The organism is Thiomonas sp., assembly GCF_034007205.1.
Taxonomy (GTDB): Bacteria; Pseudomonadota; Gammaproteobacteria; order Burkholderiales; family Burkholderiaceae_C; genus Thiomonas.
The window spans coordinates 118,231-137,815 of the sequence record NZ_JAVERI010000010.1 but is presented as its reverse complement, the minus strand read 5'-3'; the positions used below and the strand labels follow the sequence as shown (position 1 = coordinate 137,815).

The 19,585-nt window shown below is 58.5% G+C and carries 13 protein-coding genes; 8 read left to right on the top strand and 5 right to left on the bottom strand.

Features of this window, described 5'->3' with window-relative positions:
• Positions 1–123: 123 nt before the first annotated feature.
• From RBR52_RS10080 to RBR52_RS10060, 5 genes are read right to left on the bottom strand one after another with little or no spacing between them, the layout of a single operon-like run.
• Positions 124–3,015: a DEAD/DEAH box helicase gene (locus tag RBR52_RS10080; protein WP_320377070.1), complete on the bottom strand. Its 2,892-nt coding sequence runs from the start codon at positions 3,013–3,015 to the stop codon at positions 124–126.
• Positions 3,016–3,022: 7 nt separating this feature from the next.
• On the bottom strand, positions 3,023–4,450 hold the full coding sequence (locus tag RBR52_RS10075; RefSeq protein WP_320377069.1) for a protein kinase domain-containing protein: 1,428 nt from the start codon (positions 4,448–4,450) through the stop codon (positions 3,023–3,025).
• Positions 4,447–5,151 (bottom strand): PP2C family serine/threonine-protein phosphatase, encoded by a 705-nt coding sequence (locus RBR52_RS10070; RefSeq protein WP_313315325.1) that lies wholly within the window; start codon positions 5,149–5,151, stop codon positions 4,447–4,449. The genes RBR52_RS10075 and RBR52_RS10070 overlap by 4 nt, the downstream gene beginning before the upstream one ends.
• The gene (locus RBR52_RS10065; protein ID WP_320377068.1) at positions 5,148–5,966 is read right to left on the bottom strand and encodes a vWA domain-containing protein; all 819 of its coding nucleotides are present in this window, start codon (positions 5,964–5,966) and stop codon (positions 5,148–5,150) included. Before RBR52_RS10065 ends, RBR52_RS10070 begins: the two co-directional genes overlap by 4 nt.
• Before the next feature lie 33 nt (positions 5,967–5,999).
• Positions 6,000–7,517 (bottom strand): sigma-54 dependent transcriptional regulator, encoded by a 1,518-nt coding sequence (locus RBR52_RS10060; RefSeq protein ID WP_320377067.1) that lies wholly within the window; start codon positions 7,515–7,517, stop codon positions 6,000–6,002.
• A 287-nt stretch (positions 7,518–7,804) separates the two neighbouring features.
• Here RBR52_RS10060 and RBR52_RS10055 point away from each other — a divergent pair, with 287 nt between their 5' ends.
• The 8 genes from RBR52_RS10055 to RBR52_RS10020 are packed head-to-tail and all read left to right on the top strand — an operon-like array spanning position 7,805 to position 19,585.
• The gene (locus RBR52_RS10055; protein ID WP_320377066.1) at positions 7,805–8,704 is read left to right on the top strand and encodes a helix-turn-helix transcriptional regulator; all 900 of its coding nucleotides are present in this window, start codon (positions 7,805–7,807) and stop codon (positions 8,702–8,704) included.
• Between the two features lie 15 nt (positions 8,705–8,719).
• On the top strand, positions 8,720–10,450 hold the full coding sequence (locus RBR52_RS10050; protein ID WP_320377065.1) for a DUF262 domain-containing HNH endonuclease family protein: 1,731 nt from the start codon (positions 8,720–8,722) through the stop codon (positions 10,448–10,450).
• 11 nt (positions 10,451–10,461) lie between these two features.
• Positions 10,462–12,846, top strand: coding sequence for a class I SAM-dependent DNA methyltransferase (locus RBR52_RS10045; protein WP_320377064.1), 2,385 nt, complete (start codon positions 10,462–10,464; stop codon positions 12,844–12,846).
• Entirely contained in the window at positions 12,846–14,246 is a 1,401-nt protein-coding gene (locus RBR52_RS10040; RefSeq protein WP_320377063.1) for a restriction endonuclease subunit S, read from the top strand. The genes RBR52_RS10045 and RBR52_RS10040 overlap by 1 nt, the downstream gene beginning before the upstream one ends.
• Positions 14,233–17,304 carry a type I restriction endonuclease subunit R gene (locus RBR52_RS10035; RefSeq protein ID WP_320377062.1) on the top strand — a complete coding sequence of 1,024 codons (3,072 nt, stop codon included), beginning with the start codon at positions 14,233–14,235 and terminating at the stop codon, positions 17,302–17,304. Before RBR52_RS10040 ends, RBR52_RS10035 begins: the two co-directional genes overlap by 14 nt.
• 25 nt (positions 17,305–17,329) lie before the next feature.
• Complete coding sequence (locus RBR52_RS10030; RefSeq protein ID WP_320377061.1) at positions 17,330–17,851, top strand: SLATT domain-containing protein; 522 nt, start codon at positions 17,330–17,332, stop codon at positions 17,849–17,851.
• Positions 17,852–17,855: 4 nt separating this feature from the next.
• On the top strand, positions 17,856–18,632 hold the full coding sequence (locus tag RBR52_RS10025; RefSeq protein ID WP_320377060.1) for an SMODS domain-containing nucleotidyltransferase: 777 nt from the start codon (positions 17,856–17,858) through the stop codon (positions 18,630–18,632).
• 11 nt (positions 18,633–18,643) lie between these two features.
• Complete coding sequence (locus tag RBR52_RS10020; RefSeq protein WP_320377059.1) at positions 18,644–19,585, top strand: COG2958 family protein; 942 nt, start codon at positions 18,644–18,646, stop codon at positions 19,583–19,585.

Genomic DNA, 19,585 nt, shown 5'->3' with positions numbered 1-19,585 from the left:
CAGCCGCACCGCCTCTTGCTTGAACTCGAGCGTGTAGCGCGCCCGCGTTGTCGTCTTCGTCATTTCCGTTCTCCTTGCTTGGATTGAATCACTCAGCAAGGGATACGTTTTTCGAGGGCAAGGTCAGTAGAAACTGATGACCCCAATGCTCAGCGACGGCCCACAAGAATCTGCAATCCGCTTAACCTCTTTTGCAATAGAAATTGCCTCCGCCCGTCTTTCATAACCGGGTTTTAGGAATTTTTCTTTCCCGTCCTGCAGAGGCACATCCAACCAAGCTGCACATTTGCCTTGGTAGCCAGGAATCGTGTGAACGAAATCCTGCGCAGGCCGACCTGAGTGCAAGACGTCCAATCCCTCAGATTCATAAAACTGCTTGCTGATGAAGTCACCCAGTCTCGGATGCATTCTGTACTGCGTATCGAGCATCACGACGCGCTTGATGTTGTCGACTTTCTCTTGCTCCCTAAGCTGCTTCACCAGCCGCTCAAAAAGACTCTGCTCATACGCCTTCGCTTGAGCCTCAGTCAGGCTTTGCCTGGAAATGAGTTCATCTTCCAACTCTCGCTGAACAAGGTGAGGTAGTTGCCGATGATCGCCAACCAGGATGATGCGACGCCGCGCCATCGCCATTGGAACGAAAAGATCGAGAGGATTTGCTCTTGCGGCTTCGTCAATGACAACCGTGTCGAATTCAATTCCTTCTGATGCATCCAGGTCGCTCAACTCCTTCAAGCTGCTCATCGCCTTACCAGCTGACTGCTGGCATGTCGCACCGACAATGCTGGCGTACTCGCGGACCGCTCTAGCTGCCTCATTGGGGGCTTGGGAAAGTGCCGCCTGGTAGGAGGCCACTACCGCAGAGATGCCACGGCGAGATTGGCGTAAAGGCGCATCTATTGCGTGCTCGATCTCGGCCAAGAGCCCGAGCACTTCTCCGCTCAACGCCTGCTTAAGCTGCGGGGGCCTGTAATCGGGGATCAGCCGATCCAGCATGGACCGCTTAAACGCAGCCAATTCAGCAAGGTCTGCTTCTGTTGCATCGGCAACCGTTGAAAGACGCTGGAGCAAGCTCCATTCCGAATCTTGAAGGTTGACCTTGTTACGTCGCAGCGTACGCTCAAGCTGGTGAACTCTGTCCGGACCGTCGTCGGCGAACCCGATAGAACTGGTGCGCAGGGCCCTCGCCAAGCGCACAAGCCCAGCAGGCTCATTGGCCTGACGCTGGGTTTCGACTCTTTTCTGCTGAGCAAGAAACTCATCCCATCGGTCTTTAATATGGGCCGGAAGACGAACATCTAGATCGAACAGCTGACGCAAAAGGACATCAATTTGCTCGAACTGTGTTTGGCGTTCCTGTGCCGACATGCTCGCGAGTCTCAATGCTGTGATACGTCGATCTAGCTCTTCCAATGGTTGAGTCAGCGGCTCATTCAGCCGAATCGCGTCGAGTCGAACAGAGATTTCTTTCCGTTTGCGTTCACACCAAACACCAACGGGGTCGACACCGCCTTCGTCACGGCGCCCTCGGCCGCCAATTCGAACGGCAGGCAAGCCAAAGACTTCGGCACGATTCAGGGCGTTATCGACTGCATCGTGCTGGTAACTGCTGATCAGCACCTGATGCTGCAATGAATTTTCGCCCAGAGTTTCTGCTAGGCGACGCTGTAGCGCAGCTATGACTTGGGTTTTACCAGTACCTGGAGGGCCGACGATCAGTGCAATGTCCGGGGTATTGATGGCCACATCCAGGGCTAGTTTCTGGCGCTCGGTTGGAAGCCCCTTGAAACAAGCTTTGGCATAGCTAGATAGGCCAACGAGTTGACGTCGCCGGGCGCTTGGTGGAGCCACCCCTTCCAGCAAGTAGCTCAGCTGCGGCAGTCGCCGCCCTTCATTAATAGATTGCCTTGCGCGCGCACGACGGGTCTGTACGGCTTCATCACCTGATAGTGAGTAGTAGATGAACCCCTTGGTTGGGGGGCGTTCTGAGCGCCGGTCCTGGCTGGGAACCAAGACCACGCCCTCTCGCTCGAATCGCAATACACCACGAACGGGGCGACGGCGTGCTCGGTCAGCTCTGCTCGGCGCGTCTTCAACCTCGGAATCAAGATCAAGCTCCCGATCCCCAAGCTCGACTTGCGTCGTGTTCGCCAGCCCCAAAGCTTTCCATCGCTTCCGGAAATCCTTCAGGTGATCCGCATCAACTTTTAGAAACCAGGCCCACAGTTCACCTTCGACGAGTTCCGCACTCTTGAAACGAAGAGAACCCAGTTCCCTCGCGCAATCTCGAGCCTGCTCCCATTCGAGCGCACCATACTCTTGCCATAAACGTAGGTAGCTGCCGTTGTCGCGCAGCGCGGCATCCAGAAGTGCGCGTTGTTCTGTACTCTGGAGACGCACGGCGACACTGGCATCTTGAAAAGAGATCGTGCCAACGGCCATGGCTACACGTGCTGTAGCCCCCTTGAGACGAGTGACGCTCATCAGTTTGAGCACGCCAGCATCTCGTTTGACGTTGCCGCGCCAGCCTGCACCAAACAGAACGAAACTCTCATCGGAAGGGTTGTCGAAGCGGCCAAGAAAAACACGATCCATTTCTGAATTCGGTGCTTTTTCGGCTGAGATGAATTGCTCATTCAACCAACCAACTGCAGTGGGTACGTCGGGAGCAGAAATCTCACCCCTGCTGGCCAATTGCTCCGCAATGGCCTCATCAACAGAAATCGCCATATCCAACTGGATCTGCTCGACCAAATCCAAGGATTGAAGGTGGAGAACCTCCCCATGCCGATGCCTTAACACCCACAACGTCAGACCTCGTTGGACCTGAAGCGCAGTTCGATCTTGGCGTCCTTCTACTTTGCCGACGCAAACGGCGTCGCCCTGTCGGAGAAGATAGTCATTACCGTGTGCCTGTACTGACACGGCCTCACCGATCTGCCAATCGGCTCCCAGGTCGTCACATGTGAACTGGGCAAGTTCACCCGACAGAAGAGGAAAGTCGCAGAGTTTCATCGTTGCCTCACCAGTTGAAACGCCAAACGACGTGCTCTTCTTCTACTGCACCTAGGTGGAGCCAAAAAGACACTCCTGAACGGCTGTCTGACTTGAGCCGCTGCCGACGCACAACCGGGACGACTTTGTCGTCAGATGCTCTTTGCAAGGAAACTTGCGTACCGGCTGATGGCTCTATCCACAAGCCATCCTTTGCAAGCTCGACAGTGCATAGCGGACGTGCGTCCGCGTACAGAGACGTTCCTAAAGGCAAAGTTTTTAACTCGGCAGGGCTCATAGTCAAAACCATCGCCTTGCCTGTGCGAGTCCAGCACTCTTTTCGAATCAACGACTCTGGAACGTCTTCCGGTAAGCCCTCCCGGAGCAGGTCCGGTGGCATATAGCGATACTCCTGCAAGAGGATCGTGCGATTCGTGCCCTGGGTGTGATCGCAAAATGGACAGATGTGCTTAGATGTGTAAAAAAAAGTGCTGCCACAAGACTCGCATTGATCGCAATGGCCTGTGGCAGCCTCGAAGGCATCTGCCCACTCATTGAGACTTGGTCGCTCACCCGGATTGTTCAGCCCGGCATTGAAGCATCGTTCAAACAGCGCACGCAGTGGCGCATTGAGCGTGATTTCGCGAGGCAGACCTATCGACAAGACATTGCTGCGATCAACCGGGTGATCTACCCAAGGGAGTTCGCCGCGGAGGGCTGCCTCTTCACGCTCGGGTTCACCCTCAAGCACAACGTCCCCCTTGAGGGGGTGAACCAGCGTGAGGATGCGATACGCCATGACCGCAAAACTCCAGCTGTCGGTCAGTGTATTGATGCCGGACTCTCCCCTCAGAATCTCTGGAGCCCCGTAATCGGGGGTGAATACACCTTGCTGACCGTCATGCGACTGACTCGCAACGTTGTCGGCGTCGATTAACCAGACTTCGGCGTACTCTAGTGACTGCGATACGAAGACATTTGCAGGAGAAAGATCGCCATAAGCGAGTCCTCGGCCATGCAAGTCAGCCAGGACCCGAGCCAGTCGCGCGAGTATCTTCAACCGGCGCAACAGACCGCCTGTTTTCACATAGCCCGAGAGGCCTTCATCTGACATCAAGGCGTCCGTCGCGACCTGCATCAGTTCAGTCATTGGGACCAGACCATCCATCAGTTCCATGACGTAACCGGGCTGCGGCTGCGTGATGAGGGCTTGCGGATGTGCGATGGGAAGGCCCTCAAGTGGCTGACGCATAAGTGCGCGAATCTTGCTCGTCCAACTGTTTCGCTTTTCTTCTGTTGTTGCGCGAGAGACTTTGACGAGTACATTGGGGTAGTTGGTCGTGCAAACGATCCCCTGACCGCCTTCGCCGATACGCCCTGTCAGTTCATAGGACTGACCGTGTTGGTCTAGCACCGTCCTGTTTTTCTTTGGTGCCTCTGGTGTTGCTGCGCTCATTCAGAAGTCCTAAAAATGGCCACGAGTGTTTTGTCGTCGCTGTGTAAGGGTGTCGCCCAGTCATTCAGTTCAGACTGCAACCAGCGTCTGCCTCTGCGCCGATTTCGAACGCTTAAGTCTTGGTAAAGCGCATCAAAGAAGTCGGCAAGATGTGCAGGTTCGAGGTCATCGGCCACGCCATCTGTCATCAAGACAACACCATCACCCGGCTCGGTGAATCGGCCTTTCGTACAGCTCCATTTGTCCTGCAGGTGCGTGGACTCAAGTGCCCAGGTCTGATTGCCATAAGCTGTGCGCTCTGGCGTGACGCGACGGAACTCGCCAGCGCATTTCACCAGCAGAAGACCATCACCCAATTGGGCTGCATGGACCTCGCCTTGATCTGTCACGCGGCCGAACAGCAGCGTGGTCGCGGCGTCTCGAGGAGTTGTCGGATCGATCGCTCCAAGCCATTGCTGGTGAATCAAGGGCAGCGTTGCCGGTAGATCGAAACTGCTCGATGTGGCACGCAAAATCTGCCGGGTAACTTGGCAGGCACTACGTGCCCCCAGATCACTACGTGCTCTCGATCCCAATCCGTCTGCCACAGCCGCAATCCAGCCACCTCGGCAACCCGCCAGAACCATCGCGTCCTGATTAGGCTCGCCCAGATCCCGGTGTCGGGGGCCAATGACGCTCGCGCCGCAGGCAATAAACCTCATTGGAAGTCGAGGTCCAGTGCGTCGTCATCCGGCGGCGGGACAACGAATGCGGTTGAGATGTCTGGATTATGGCTTGCCGTGCGAGTGGTCACACTCATGGTCACTGCACGGAAGAAGCGGTGGATGTCCCGGGCGTTGTGGGCTTTAAAAATGGGAGCCTCTGCGTCGTTTGCAAAATCCTTCAGCATTGCTTCATCGGCATCCGGCCCAATCGCCATAGCTAGCCGGGTCGCCTTCTGTGCCCGCTCGGAGTCGCAAAGAGCCTTGAAAGGAGCCTCCCAGTCGTCGGTCGGTTGTCCATCAGACAACAGAATCAAGACGGGGCGATAGGCTCTGGAGGGGATGCGATCCTTGTCCTCCAGCAACTGACGCGCGAGATCAAATGCCGCACCCATCGGCGTGACACCGTCAGCCTTAAATTCCGAGAACCCTGCGACGCCATGTGCCGCAACCAATGGCAAGTGCATCTGCGCCTTGCCACCAAAGGTGATCAGGCCCACCTGGATCTCGGCGCGCAAACGACTTTCCTTGGCGAAAGTCGAGACCATGTCCTTCATCGCAGCATTTAGCGCTTCGATCTTGCCGTTCTCCCCCATGCTGCCACTTGTGTCTGCCAAGACGATCACGGGGAGAGGCCGGGGCGTGGCGACAGCGAATTTTTTGAGACTGCTCATCTTCTTTGTCCTTTGATCAGGTTGATTTTTGGCATTCGAGCTTGGGGGCTTGGGTGGTGAAACCGGCACCTTGGTGGAACGCATCGCGAGATCGCCGACGTATCGACTCACGATGTCTTCTTGGTATTTGGCAAAACCCATGACCCAGCCTCCAATTCATAATAGTTCTTATGCTTATGCACCATCCGTGCCAGCTTTTGTGGACTGGTACTTGAGCAACCAATTCGTCAAAGTTTGGTAACTGCCAAGACCCAACAGCTTCGCTGCCTCAGTCTTGTTGCCACGACTCTGCTCCATGGCCCTATCCAGGTAGTGCCGGGCCACATCTGCCATCAGATCAGGTAGCGAAAACCCATCGCCAAGTGCGGCCCCAAGAATGGCGTCGTCTGTGCCGGTGGTTGTGAGCGAGAGAACCTCATCGATATCCTCGGCGGCTATCTCCTCTCCTGGCGCCCAGATGGACGCCCTCAAAAGCGCGTTGTGCAGCTCCCTCACATTGCCCGGCCAGGTGTGGCGAAGAAGAAGATTTCTTGCGCCAACAGATAATTTCTTATTTTTAAAGCCCGGCTGGGAAGTTGCTTCGCGATTGATCTGCGCCAGCAAAGCGTCGATCAATAGATTGAGGTCCCCTTCGCGAGCGCGCAGGGGAGGCAACGCCAAGATGCCAACCGCGATTCGATGAAACACATCCTCTCTGAATCGCCCCGCCCGAACTTCTTCCGGCAGAACCCGGTTGGTCGCGGCGACGATGCGCACATCGATTTTTCGGGACTTACTGGCCCCCAGGCGGGTCACTTCATGCTCCTGGAGTACGCGCAGCAGTCGAACCTGTGACTGCAGCGGCAGTTCACCGATTTCGTCCAAAAAAAGCGTCCCGCCATCAGCTGCCTCAAAGTAGCCAGCACGGGTTGCATGGGCACCGGTGAACGCACCCTTTTCATGACCGAAAAGCTCGGAGTCGATCAGTTCGAGCGGGATGGCCCCACAGTTGACTGCAACAAAGGGAGCGCCTTTTCGCTTGCTGGAAGCGTGGATCGCACGTGCAAAGAGTTCCTTGCCGGTCCCGGACTCCCCTTGGATCAATACGGGCAGATCCCGTTGCGCCAATCGCTGCGCCATCGCGACTACACGCTTCATCGCATTGCAGCGGTGAATGATGCTGGCGAACTCCGGCGCTGCCGGGGGCAATCCTTGGACCAGGTGTGCGAGAGCTTCGTCAGCTTGCTTGCTCGCAACGGGAAGGAACTCAGCGGCCAGGTCGAATGGAACAACGACAGGACGCACGCCGTGTTCACGAGAGGATTCGATGAGGTTAGCCCCGTACTTGGCTTTCGCCAACAGCACCCAGACAGCAGCCATGGCAGGGGTGCCAGGGCTCACGTGAAAAGTGACCGGCAGCTCAGGAGAAGAAGAGAGCGTCGCGGACACCGCTCCGTTGGCTGCGACGTATATGTCTTCGAAATCGGTGGGGCTACGCAGTTTTGCGTACCGCACCTCTGTAGCTCCCGTGAATTTGCCGCTCAGCCACGCCACGAAGTTCTGCGTTTTCTGCTGACCGTGATCTGATAGGAGTACTAGACGGTCATACAACCCGGTCTCCAGCGCCATCAAGATGGGGCCGAAGTCTGTGCCCGACGCATCTTCCGAGGCGCGAAGGTCTGAGTTACCAAGCCAGGTAAAAAGTGTGGGCATCAGGCATAAGAAATTATGTGACTACATAAATTTCATTCTATCGTGGGTCATATGCATATGAAAAGCGTCGTAGGCGCTGGCTGATGACAAGCGAAATTCTGGACGGCGAGGAGCGCAAACCGATCAACTTCACACTCCCCGGCATTCACTCGCCATACCTCATTGCCCCAGCTTCCGTCGCAGAGTATTATGTCATCAATTTGATGATGTAAACTGCCTAGCAATGAGCAATCGAACAACCAATTTCGGTCTAACCGTCATCTTCCGTGGGTGAGGATCACCTGACCATGCACCCCCAACGTGTCGAGAGTCTGAGCCATGCCCAGCGCGAGCGCTTGGCGTACATCGACTTTCGCCTGTACTTCATGGGTGAAATCGGCCGCCCAGACTTGGCGAGCCGCTTTGGGGTGGCTCCAGCCGGGGCAACGCGCGACTTGGCGCTGTACCGGGAAATCGCGCCGCAGAACATCACCTTCGACGGCAGCAACAAGATCTACCGTATCGGCAAGACGTTCTCCCCGATCTTCGAGCACGCGACGCAGCGTGTCTTGTCGGCGCTTGCTCTTGGGTTTGGCGATGGAGTGAACGTCGAGTCGCAACCGCTGCTGCCCTGCGAATCCCCCGCAGCTTTGAGTAGCCCCCGGATGGATGTGCTGGCACCGATTTGCCGAGCCATCCACGCCAAGCGACCCATCGCCATCCGTTACCACTCGATGAGCAGCGGAGAGTCCGAGCGGATCATCGTTCCCTTTGCGCTGGTTGACACCGGCCTGCGCTGGCACGTTCGGGCGTTTGACCGCAAGTCCGGCGAGTTCCGCGACTTCGTCGTCACCCGCATCGAAGCGCCGACTTTGGTCGATGAGGAACCCAAGGCCAACGAGCGCCCGGATAACGACATCCAGTGGACTCGGATCGTGGAGTTGGACTTGGTACCGCATCCGCGCCTTGAGCGCCCCGAGATCATCAAGATGGACTACGGGATGACCGACGGCTCGATCCGGATGCGCGTTCGCGCCGCCGTCGCGGGCTACATGCTGCTGCGCTGGAGCGTGGACTGCTCGCCCGACCATCGTCTCAAGGAAGAACAGTACCGACTGTGGCTCAGCGATCCGCTTGCGCTGTACGGCGTCGAGAACGCCAAGCTGGCTCCGGGCTACCAAGCCCCAAGCAGCCCAAAGAAAAGATAGGAAAGAAGAAAACCAATGGCCAAGACACTTGAAGCCCACGACAAACTGATCCGGGAGATCTTCGAAGGCAGCTACCAGTTCGAGATTCCGGACTACCAGCGCCCCTACGCCTGGACAACCGAGCAGGCCTCAGAGCTGTTCGATGATCTGTACTCGGCGATGCAGGACGCGCGTGTCTCGGGGGTCAGCAGCCAATACTTCCTGGGCAGCATCGTTCTGATCAAGAACGACCGGGACCCGAAGTCATCGGTGGTCGACGGCCAGCAACGCCTGTCTACGCTCACGATGCTGTTCGCCGTGTTGCGTACCGTGATGCCGGACGCGGCAGACGACATCACTGACTTCCTCTACAAAAAGGGCAAAGTCAGTCTTGGGGAGAAAAACGAGTACCGCCTGACCGCCCGCGAGGAAGATGCCGACTTCTTCCGCACCAATATTCAGGAGCCGGGTGGCATCGCACAGTTGGTCGCCAGTACGGACAAGCTGAAAGACAGCCGTCTGCGTTATCGTGAAAACGCCGCGCTGCTGCTCGAAAAGGCCAGGGCGCTACCGCCTGCCGAGCTCATTGCGCTGTGGCAGTTCCTCGCCAACGACTGCTCGCTGGTTGTCATCTCCACGCCCGACCTCGAAGCCGCATACCGCATCTTCTCCGTACTCAACAACCGGGGGCTCGACCTCGCGCCTATCGACATCATCAAGGCGCAGGTACTGGGCCTGATCCGCACCACGGCAGGCGACGTCAAAAGCCGAGCCTACGCAAAAGAGTGGAGCCGAATCGAAAGCTCCCTGGGCCGTGACGCCTTCGGCGACCTGTTTGGCCACATCCGCAGCATCTACGCCAAGAAGAAGCAGAAGTACATCCTGGTCAAGGAGTTCCAGGAGCACGTCACCGAGTACAAGACACCTGTCGACCTCGTCGACAAGGTCATAAAGCCTTACGCCGAGGTGTGGGACTTCGTGCGCGACGCCGACTTCGAGGCCACCGAACATGCCGAGACGATCAACGAACACCTGTCTTGGCTCAACCGCGTGGACTTCAAGGACTGGGTGCCCCCGGCACTGGTCTACTTCAAGCGCTTCCGGCAGCAACCCAAACTGCTCGCGGAGTTTTTCCAGTCACTGGAACGGCTGACCTATTTCCTGCTGGTCACCAAGGTGGGCATCAACGAGCGCATCGAAACCTACGCTGCGCTCACCAAGGAAATCGAGCCGGAGACCTTCAAGGGGGATCTGGCTGCGCTCACTACGCTCGCCCTGACGGACGCGCAAAAGCGCAAGTTCGTCGCGGCACTCGATGGCGACGTGTACGACGATCTGCCCAAGGCACGGATGGCGCTGGTTTTGCGCCTTGAGTCCTTGGTGCGCGCCCCCGGCGTGCAGCTTCAGGATGCCGTGTCTCTAGAGCACGTCCTGCCGCAAACACCGCCCGACGGTTCGGACTGGATCAAATGGTTCCCGGATGAAGACGAGCGCGATGGCTGGACCCACCGTTTGGCCAATCTGGTTCCGCTGGATAGGAACAAGAACTCGTCTGCCAGCAACTACGACTTTGCCAAGAAGAAGGACGCCTACTTCAGGGGCAAAGGCAAGGCGTCGCCCTTCGTGCTGACGCAGGAAGTCAGATCAGAAAGCGAGTGGACGCCCACGCTTCTGGCCGAGCGACAGAAACGCCTGGTGGGCGTACTCAAACAACATTGGCATCTCGCCGTCGCCACAGGCAATGTCACCTGCGCTGCGGCCAACTGAGGAACGTATCGATGCAGAAGAAGCAACAACAAGACCAAAGCCAAATCAAGTGGATATCCGACTTCATCTGGAACATCGCTGATGACCGCCTGCGCGACGTTTACGTGCGCGGCAAGTACCGTGACGTCATCCTGCCCTTCACCGTGCTGCGACGGCTCGACGCCGTGCTCGAAGCCACCAAGGACGCAGTGCTGGAGCGCAAGAAGTTCCTGGACGCCCACAAGGTGGCCGAGCAGGACGGCGCGCTGCGCATGGCGGCAGGCCAGGCGTTCTACAACGTCTCGGAGTTCACGCTGTCCAAGCTGAAGGCCAGCGCGGCGGGGCAGCGGCTGCGCGATGACTTCATTGCGTACCTGGACGGCTTCTCGCCCAACGTACAGGAAATCCTCACCAAGTTCAACTTCCGCAACCAGATCCAGAAGCTGGTGGATTCCCACGTCCTGGGCTACCTGATCGACGACTTCCTCGACCCCGAGGTCAATCTCGCGCCGCTGCCAGTGAAGGATGCCGACGGCCGCATCAGGCTGCCCGCGCTGGACAACCACGGCATGGGCACGGTGTTCGAGGAGCTGATCCGCCGCTTCAACGAAGACAACAACGAAGAGGCAGGCGAGCACTTCACGCCGCGCGACGTGGTGCAGCTCATGGCCAAGCTGCTGTTCCTGCCGGTGGCCGACCGGATCGAGTCCAGCACCTATTCACTCTACGACGGCTCCTGCGGCACCGGCGGCATGCTCACCGTGGCTGAGGAGGCGCTGCACGAGCTGGCCGAGCAGCACGGCAAGGAAGTGTCGATCCACTTGTTCGGGCAGGAAATCAGCGATGAAACCTACGCCATCTGCAAGGCCGATCTGCTCTTGAAGGGCGAAGGCGCGGAAGCCGAGAACATCATCGGTGGCGCGGACAAATCCACCTTGTCCGCCGACCAATTCCGCAGCCGAGAATTCGACTTCATGATCTCCAACCCGCCCTACGGCAAGAGTTGGAAGACCGATCTGGAGCGCATGGGCGGCAAGAAGGAATTCAACGACCCTCGCTTCATCGTCAGCCACGCGGGCAACAACGAGTTCAAGCTCATTACCCGCTCAAGCGACGGGCAGCTCATGTTCCAGGTGAACAAGCTGCAAAAGATGAAGCACAACACGCCGCTGGGCAGCCGCATTGCTCTGGTGCATAACGGCTCGGCGCTATTCACCGGCGACGCGGGCCAGGGCGAGAGCAACATCCGACGCTGGGTAATTGAAAACGACTGGCTCGAAGCCATTATCGCCCTGCCGCTCAACATCTTCTACAACACCGGCATCGCCACCTACATCTGGGTGTTGGCAAACAAGAAGGCCGAAGCGCGCCGTGGCAAGGTGCAGTTGATCGACGCCAGTGGTTGGTTCCAGCCGCTACGCCGCAACCTCGGCAAGAAGAACTGCGAACTTGCGGACGGAGACATCCAGCGAATCCTCGACCTCTACCTCGGAGAGGCACAGGAAACCGCCCAGTCCAAATGGTTCGACACTCAGGACTTCGGTTACTGGAAGATCACCGTCGAGCGCCCGCTGCGCCTGAAAAGCCAGCTCTCAGACGAACGCATCGAGCCCCTGCGGTTTGCCACCGGCGACGAGGCTCTGCGCGCCGAGATCTACGCCACCCACGGTGAGGCGCTCTACAGCGAGTTCGCCAAGCGCAAGCCAGCCATCGAGGCGTGGCTGAAGGGCGAGGACGAGAACGAAGACGACGACAGCGAAGACAGCGACAGCAGTGATGACGGCGAAGCCACCACCACCCGCAAGGCCGTGCCCGCCAAGCGCCGCAAGAAGCTGCTCGATGCTTCGACTTGGCAGCGTGACAAGGGGCTGATGGAGGTGGCGAAGCGGGCGCAGCAGGCACTGGGCAGCGCCGTGTTCGACGACCACAATGAATTCCGCTCCCGCTTCGATGCGGCGCTGAAGGCGCAGGGCGACAAGCTCGGCGCGCCGGAGAAAAAGGCCATCTACAAGGCGGTGAGCTGGCGCGACGAAGCCGCGCCGCCGGTCATCGCCAAGCGCAGCAAGCTCAAGGCAGGGGAACACTTCGAGCCCGGCTTCGACGGCGCGTACCTGGAAACCGTGGGCAAGGATCGCTTCATGGTCGAGTACGAACCCGACAGCGAGCTGCGCGACACCGAGCAGGTGCCGTTGAAGGAGCCGGGCGGAATCGACGCCTTCTTCGCCCGCGAGGTGCTGCCGCACGCACCGGACGCCTGGATCGCCACGGACAAGACCCAGATCGGCTACGAGATTTCCTTCGCCCGCTATTTCTACAAGCCCGTGCCGCTGCGCACGCTGGCAGAGATCCGCGCCGACATCCTCGCGCTGGAGCGCCAGAGCGAAGGCTTGCTGCACAAGATCGTGGGGGGCGCGTAATGATGGTGGCGAGCGCGTACCCGAACTACCGACAACCGAAGATGCGCTGGTTGCCCGCTGTTCCGGAACACTGGAACGAGCAACGCGCCAAGACCTTTTTCCGCGAGGTGGATGAGCGTTCGAAGACCGGACAGGAAGAACTGCTGTCGGTGTCTCACCTCACCGGCGTTACCCCGCGCAGTCAAAAGAAGGTCACGATGTTCAAGGCTGCGAGCTACGTTGGCTCCAAACTGTGCCGCCCCGGCGACATCGTCATCAACACGCTGTGGGCGTGGATGGCGGCGCTTGGTGCGAGCAGGCACGTGGGCATCGTCAGTCCGGCCTATGGCGTGTACCGCCCGCACCACGCCGACAGCTTCAACCCGGCGTACCTAGATTACCTGTTGCGCACCCGCGCCTACGTCGCCGAATACATCGGGCGCTCGACTGGCATCCGATCCTCGCGCCTGCGCCTGTACCCGAACCAGTTCCTCGACATCGCACTGATTCAGCCCCCGCGCCCTGAGCAAGACCAGATCGTCGCCTACCTCCGCGCACAGGACGCGCAGATCGCCCGCTTCATCAAGGCCAAACGGGACCTGATCAAGCTGCTGACCGAACAGAAGCTGCGCATCATCGACCACGCCATCACCCGCGGCCTTGACGCATCGGTGGCGTTGAAGCTGTCCGGCATCGAATGGCTGGGCGAGATGCCGAAGCATTGGAAAGCACTCAAACTCAAGTTCGCTACGAAACGAATCGTTGGAGGCTCCACGCCGAAAAGCGACGAATCGTCCTATTGGGATGGCGGCATCGTCTGGGTGACGCCACGCGACATCAGCAAAACTGATTCCTTGCACACGTCGCTACGAACCATCTCGGCTGCTGGCTTGCAGTCCTGTGCGTCTACGCTTGTACCCCCCGGAAGCATCGTCATCACCTCACGCGCGCCGGTTGGGAACGTTGCCATTGCGCGAGTTGAGCTTTGCACGAATCAGGGTTGCAAGGCCGTAGTGCCCGCGCCGGATATTGCCATCAGCGACTTCTTGTTCCTGTTGTTGCTTCGTATGAAGGAACGGCTACAGGTTCTCGCAAACGGTACGACGTTCGCGGAGATCGGTACTTGGGTGCTCGCCAACGAGTTCATTCCAGTTCCGCCTGTCTCCGAACAGCAAGCCATCTGCCGCTGGATCACCGACGAATGCCAGCCGCTGGATGACGCCATCGCCCGCACCGAAGAAGAAATCAAGCTGATCCGCGAATACCGCGACCGTCAGATTGCCGATGTGGTCACCGGTCAAGTGGACGTGCGTGGCTGGCAGCCCGGCCCAGAGGATGTGGTGGACGACGCGGCGCTGGCCGCGCTCGGTGATGACCCAGATGATGTGACCGAAGAGGAGGATGGCGATGGCGAAGACTGACACCAGCGAGCGCTGGTTCGAGGCGCGCGTGGTGCGCGGCTTGACCGGTGTGCCGCAGCCCGAGTACAGCCATGCGCTGGCTCCCACGGACTTCGCCGCCACCCACAACGGCTACGTGCAGGGCAAGCCCACCGACTACAACCGCGACGTGGCGCTGGATGTGGCGCAGTTGCTGGCCTTCCTGCAGGCTACTCAGCCCAAGGCGGTAGAAACGCTGGAACTGGCGGCGGACGGCATCAAGCGCACCCAGTTCCTGCACCGGCTGCAGGGCGAGATCACCAAGCGCGGCGTGGTGGACGTGCTGCGCAAGGGCGTGAGCCACGGGCCGGTACACGTCGATCTCTACAAGCTGCTGCCCACGCCGGGCAATGCCGCTGCGTCGGATGCCTTCAGCAAGAACATCTTCAGCGTCACCCGGCAGGTGCGGTACAGCAACGATTCCGGCAATGAGCTGGACTTGGCTATCTTCATCAACGGTCTGCCGGTACTGACGTTCGAGTTGAAGAATTCGCTGACGAAGCAGACCCTGGCCGACGCCATCGTCCAGTACCAAACCACGCGCAGCCCACAGGAGCTGCTGTTCCAGTTGGGGCGTTGCGTGGCTCATATCGCAGTCGATGACGCGGAGGCCGCGTTCTGCACTGAGTTGAAGGGCAAAGCCTCTTGGTTCCTGCCGTTCAACCAGGGCTGGAACAGCGGCGCAGGCAACCCGCCCAACCCGGATGGTCTGAAGACCGATTACCTGTGGAAGCAGGTGCTGACCCGCGAGTCGCTGGCCAACATCATCGAGAGCTACGCGCAGGTGGTGGAAGAGGAAGAAGCAGACGCCAGCGGCAAGAAGCGCAAGAAACGCAAGCAGATTTTCCCGCGCTTCCATCAGTTGCGCACGGTGCGCGCGCTGCTGCGCCGCGCCCATACGGATGGGGTCGGCAGGCGTTATCTGATCCAGCATTCGGCAGGCAGCGGCAAGAGCAATACGATTGCCTGGCTGGCGCACCAGTTGGTGGAGCTGCGCCGCGCGGACGACCCGATGACGGCGCAGTTCGACTCCATCATCGTCATCACCGACCGGCGCGCGCTGGACACGCAGATTGCCCGCACCATCAAGGGTTACGACCACGTAGCGGCGATCTTCGGCCACTCCGACAACGCGCAGGAGCTGCGCGAGTACCTGCGCCGGGGCAAGAAGATCATCGTCACCACGGTGCAGAAATTCCCGTTCATCCTCGATGAGCTGGGCGACCTCTCCGGCAAGAGCTTCGCGCTGTTGATCGACGAGGCGCACTCCAGCCAAGGCGGCAAGACCACAGCGCGGATGCACGAAGCCCTCGGCGGCAAGGCTGCCGAGGAAGAATTCGAGGAGGACAGCACGCAGGATGCGGTAAACGCGGAAATCGAGAAACGCATCGCCTCGCGCAAGCTGCTGGCCAACGCCAGCTACTTCGCGTTTACTGCCACGCCCAAGAACAAGACGCTGGAGTTGTTCGGCGAGAAGACCCTGGTCGGCGACAAGGTGCAGTTCCGCTCGCCCGAAGAACTGACCTACACCACCAAGCAGGCCATCCAGGAGAAGTTCATCCTCGACGTGGTGGAGAACTACACCACCTATGACAGCTTCTACCAAGTGGCCAAGACGGTGGCGGACGATCCGGAATTCGACAAGGTGAAGGCGCTGAAGAAGATCCGCCATTACGTCGAATCGCACGACAAGGCCATCCGCCGCAAGGCCGAGATCATGGTCGATCATTTCATCGCGCATGTGGCGGGCAAGCAAAAGATCGGTGGCAAGGCGCGGGCGATGATCGTGTGCAACGGCATCGCGCGGGCCATTGACTACTGGCGCGAGGTGTCGAACTACCTCACGCAGATCAAGAGCCCATACAAGGCCATCGTGGCGTACTCGGGCGATTTCGAGATTGGCGGCCAGAAGAAAACCGAGGCCGATCTGAACGGGTTTCCGAGCAAGGACATTCCGCCCAATCTCAAGCAAGACCCGTATCGCTTCCTGATCGTCGCCAACAAGTTCGTCACCGGCTTCGATGAGCCCTTGCTGCACACGATGTACGTGGACAAGCCGCTGGCGGGCGTGCTGGCGGTGCAGACCCTGTCACGCCTGAACCGCGCGCATCCGCAGAAGCACGACACTTTCGTACTCGACTTTGCCGACAACGCCGAAGCGGTGAAGGCGGCATTCCAGGACTACTACCGCGCCACCATCCAGACCGGCGAAACCGACGCCAACAAACTGCACGACCTGAAGGCCGAACTCGACGGGCAGCAGGTGTACAGCTGGCAGCAGGTGGAAGACTTGGTGGCGCTGTATTTGAGCGGCGCAGACCGGGACAAACTCGACCCCATCCTCGATGCGTGCGTGGCCGAATACACGGACAAGCTCGGCGAGGACGATCAGGTCAAGTTCAAGGGCAAAGCCAAGGCTTTCGTTCGCAGTTACGGCTTTCTTGCCGCGATCCTGAGCTATGGCCATCCGACTTGGGAGAAGCTGTCGATCTTCCTGAACTTCCTCATCCCGAAGCTGCCCGCGCCCAAGGAGGAAGACCTCTCCAAGGGTGTCCTGGAGACCATCGACATGGACAGCTACCGGGTGGAGGCCAAGGCGGCGTTGAAGATGGCAATGGCCGACGCCGACGCCACGGTCGATCCAGTGCCGCCGGGCGGCGGTGGTGGCAAGGGCGAGGCAGACATCGACAAACTCTCCGCGATCATCAAGACCTTCAACGACCTGTTTGGCAACATCGAGTGGAAGGACGAGGACAAGATCCGCAAGGTCATCACCGAGGAAATCCCGGCGCGAGTGGCGCAGGACAAGGCGTACCAGAACGCGCAGGCGAACTCTGACAAGCAAAACGCCAAGCTGGAGCACGACAAGGCACTCAACCGCGTGGTACTGGAGCTGCTTTCCGACCACACGGAGTTGTTCAAACAGTTCAGCGACAACTCCAACTTCAAGCGCTGGCTGACGGACACGGTGTTCGATGCGACCTACCAGCGGGGCTCGGTGCCGCCGAAGGCGCCACCGCAGACCGGGGCGTCGGCATGAGGACGACTGAGTGCGGGAGGACGCGATGAATGGAATATCCCCAGAGGATCAAGCCAGAATTTCGGCGCTGCGCAGAGAGGCAGACCGACTGGAAGAAGACGCTCTGTATTCAAGCAAGGGGCATTTCAATGCCGAATACACATGGGTTCGGCGCAACTACTGGCTCGGTGTTCCAGCAACCGCTCTTGGTGCGATTGCAGGTGCCGCTCTGGTCAAAAGCCAACCCGAGTGGGCCAGTGCCCTCACCTTGCTGGCTTCACTACTGACCGGCTTGATGACCTTTCTCAAGCCCAACGAGCGCGCCGCAATGCACCGGGCAGCTGCCGGACAGTTTTTGGCTCTTCGGAATGAAGCCCGCTTTTTTCGTGAGATCGAACTGCTTGAAACCGATCGGCTCGGAGAGCTTCCTGCGAGATTGAAGGCACTTTCCTCCGCACGCAATGAGCTGAATCAAAAGAGTCCGAGCATTCCAAGGCGCGCATTTGTCGCTGCACGCAAAGGCATAGAAGAAGGTGAAGCCACCCACAAAGTGGACAGGGAGAAATGACAGGATGTCGGTATTGAGTTTTCTGACAAACACGGCCAGCAGTGCCGTGCTCTCGTCAAGCGAGCAGTCGTCAATCACGACCTCGATCACAACGCTGCAATCGCGGATGGCATTGCACTTTGACAGCGGCGCAATCGCACAGCACTTCCGCTTCGGGTCGTCAACACGAGGCACGATCTTGCCCCGTTCGATGGATGAACAGTCGGATATTGACTACATGGTGGTATTCAGCGACAGCAGCGCCACCCCGCAGACGTACCTCAATCGATTAAAGAATTTTGTCGAAAAACGGTACGGCTCATCGGAAATCTATCAGTCCAGCCCGACCATTGTTCTCGAGCTGAACCACATCAAGTTTGATTTGGTGCCCGCTACGAAAACCTGGCTTGGCGAACTTCAGATTCCCAACGGAGCGGGTGGCTGGATGACCACGAACCCGAACGACTTCAACGCCACGCTTGAAGCAAAAAACAAAGAGCACAAGTCACTGATCAAGCCCACCATACGCCTTTTCAAGTATTGGAACGCAACCGCCGGATTCCCGTTTCAATCCTTCGAAATGGAGAAATGGGTCTGCGGCCTGAGCTTCTGGTTCCTGGCGAATCAGAAGGACTACTTCCTTGCGGTCATCGAAAACCTGAATACCAGTACGTCGTACTCGCAATGGGTGAACAATGAGATCACACGCGCAAAGAATATCGTGGCCAATGTCAGGCAGTACGAAAAGGATGAGATGCCGGTGACGGCTGAGAACGAGATCAAGAAGTTGTTCAGGCTCTGAGGGAAAAATCTATGGCATTAAATCTGGCGAAAGTCGTACTGGGTTACTTGAAGGAGCGACCTGATGAGAAGCTGACTGCACGGCAGATAGCGGAGTGGATTTTCGCCACATTTCCCGATGAATGCCAAGCGAAGAAGCAGAGCAGTCAGTACGTCAGCACTGACGCTGAACTGGTGCAGCAGCTGGTCGCGGAAATCAGCTCCCAGCGCCCCCGTTTACAGAAACGGCACCCAGAGTTGAAGACCACGGAGGGTCGGCCACGCAAGTACTACTATTCGGAGAAATCTGACATTGCTGAAGTTGCGGCGGCTGAGGGCGTGGTTGCCGTGCCGATCCCAGATAGTAGCAATGCCAAACTCGGGGAGCACGCGATGTACCCGCTGCTCTCGTTGTATCTGTGGGAAGAGTTCGGCGTCTACTCGAAGCGGATCGACGAGAAGCGCTCATCAAACAAGCGCGGGCCAAACGGTAACCGCTGGCTGTACCCGGACGTGGTCGGGATGGAGGACTTGGGTGCTGAATGGCACCAGGAAGTGCGGGATTGCGTGAATCAGTATTCCGACAAGCGCACCAAGCTGTGGTCGTTCGAGGCCAAGTTGCTGATCAACCGGTCGAACGTGCGCGAGTGCTTCTTCCAGGCGGTCTCCAACTCGTCATGGGCCAATTTTGGCTATCTGGTCGCAGCGGAAATCGAGGGGCAGGACACGCTGAAGGAGTTGCGGATGCTGTTCGCGGCGCACGGCATCGGCCTCATTAAGCTGGATGTGGACAACCCTGCCGACAGTCAAATATTGATTCCGGCTCGTGAGCGCGATGAGATCGATTGGGACATGGCCAATCGGCTGGCTACAGAGAACCGGGATTTCCTGGAATACGTTAAGCTCGTGAAGCAGTTCTACCAGACCGGTGAGGCGCGGCTGGCAGACTGGGATATCCCCGAAACGCAGGACTGA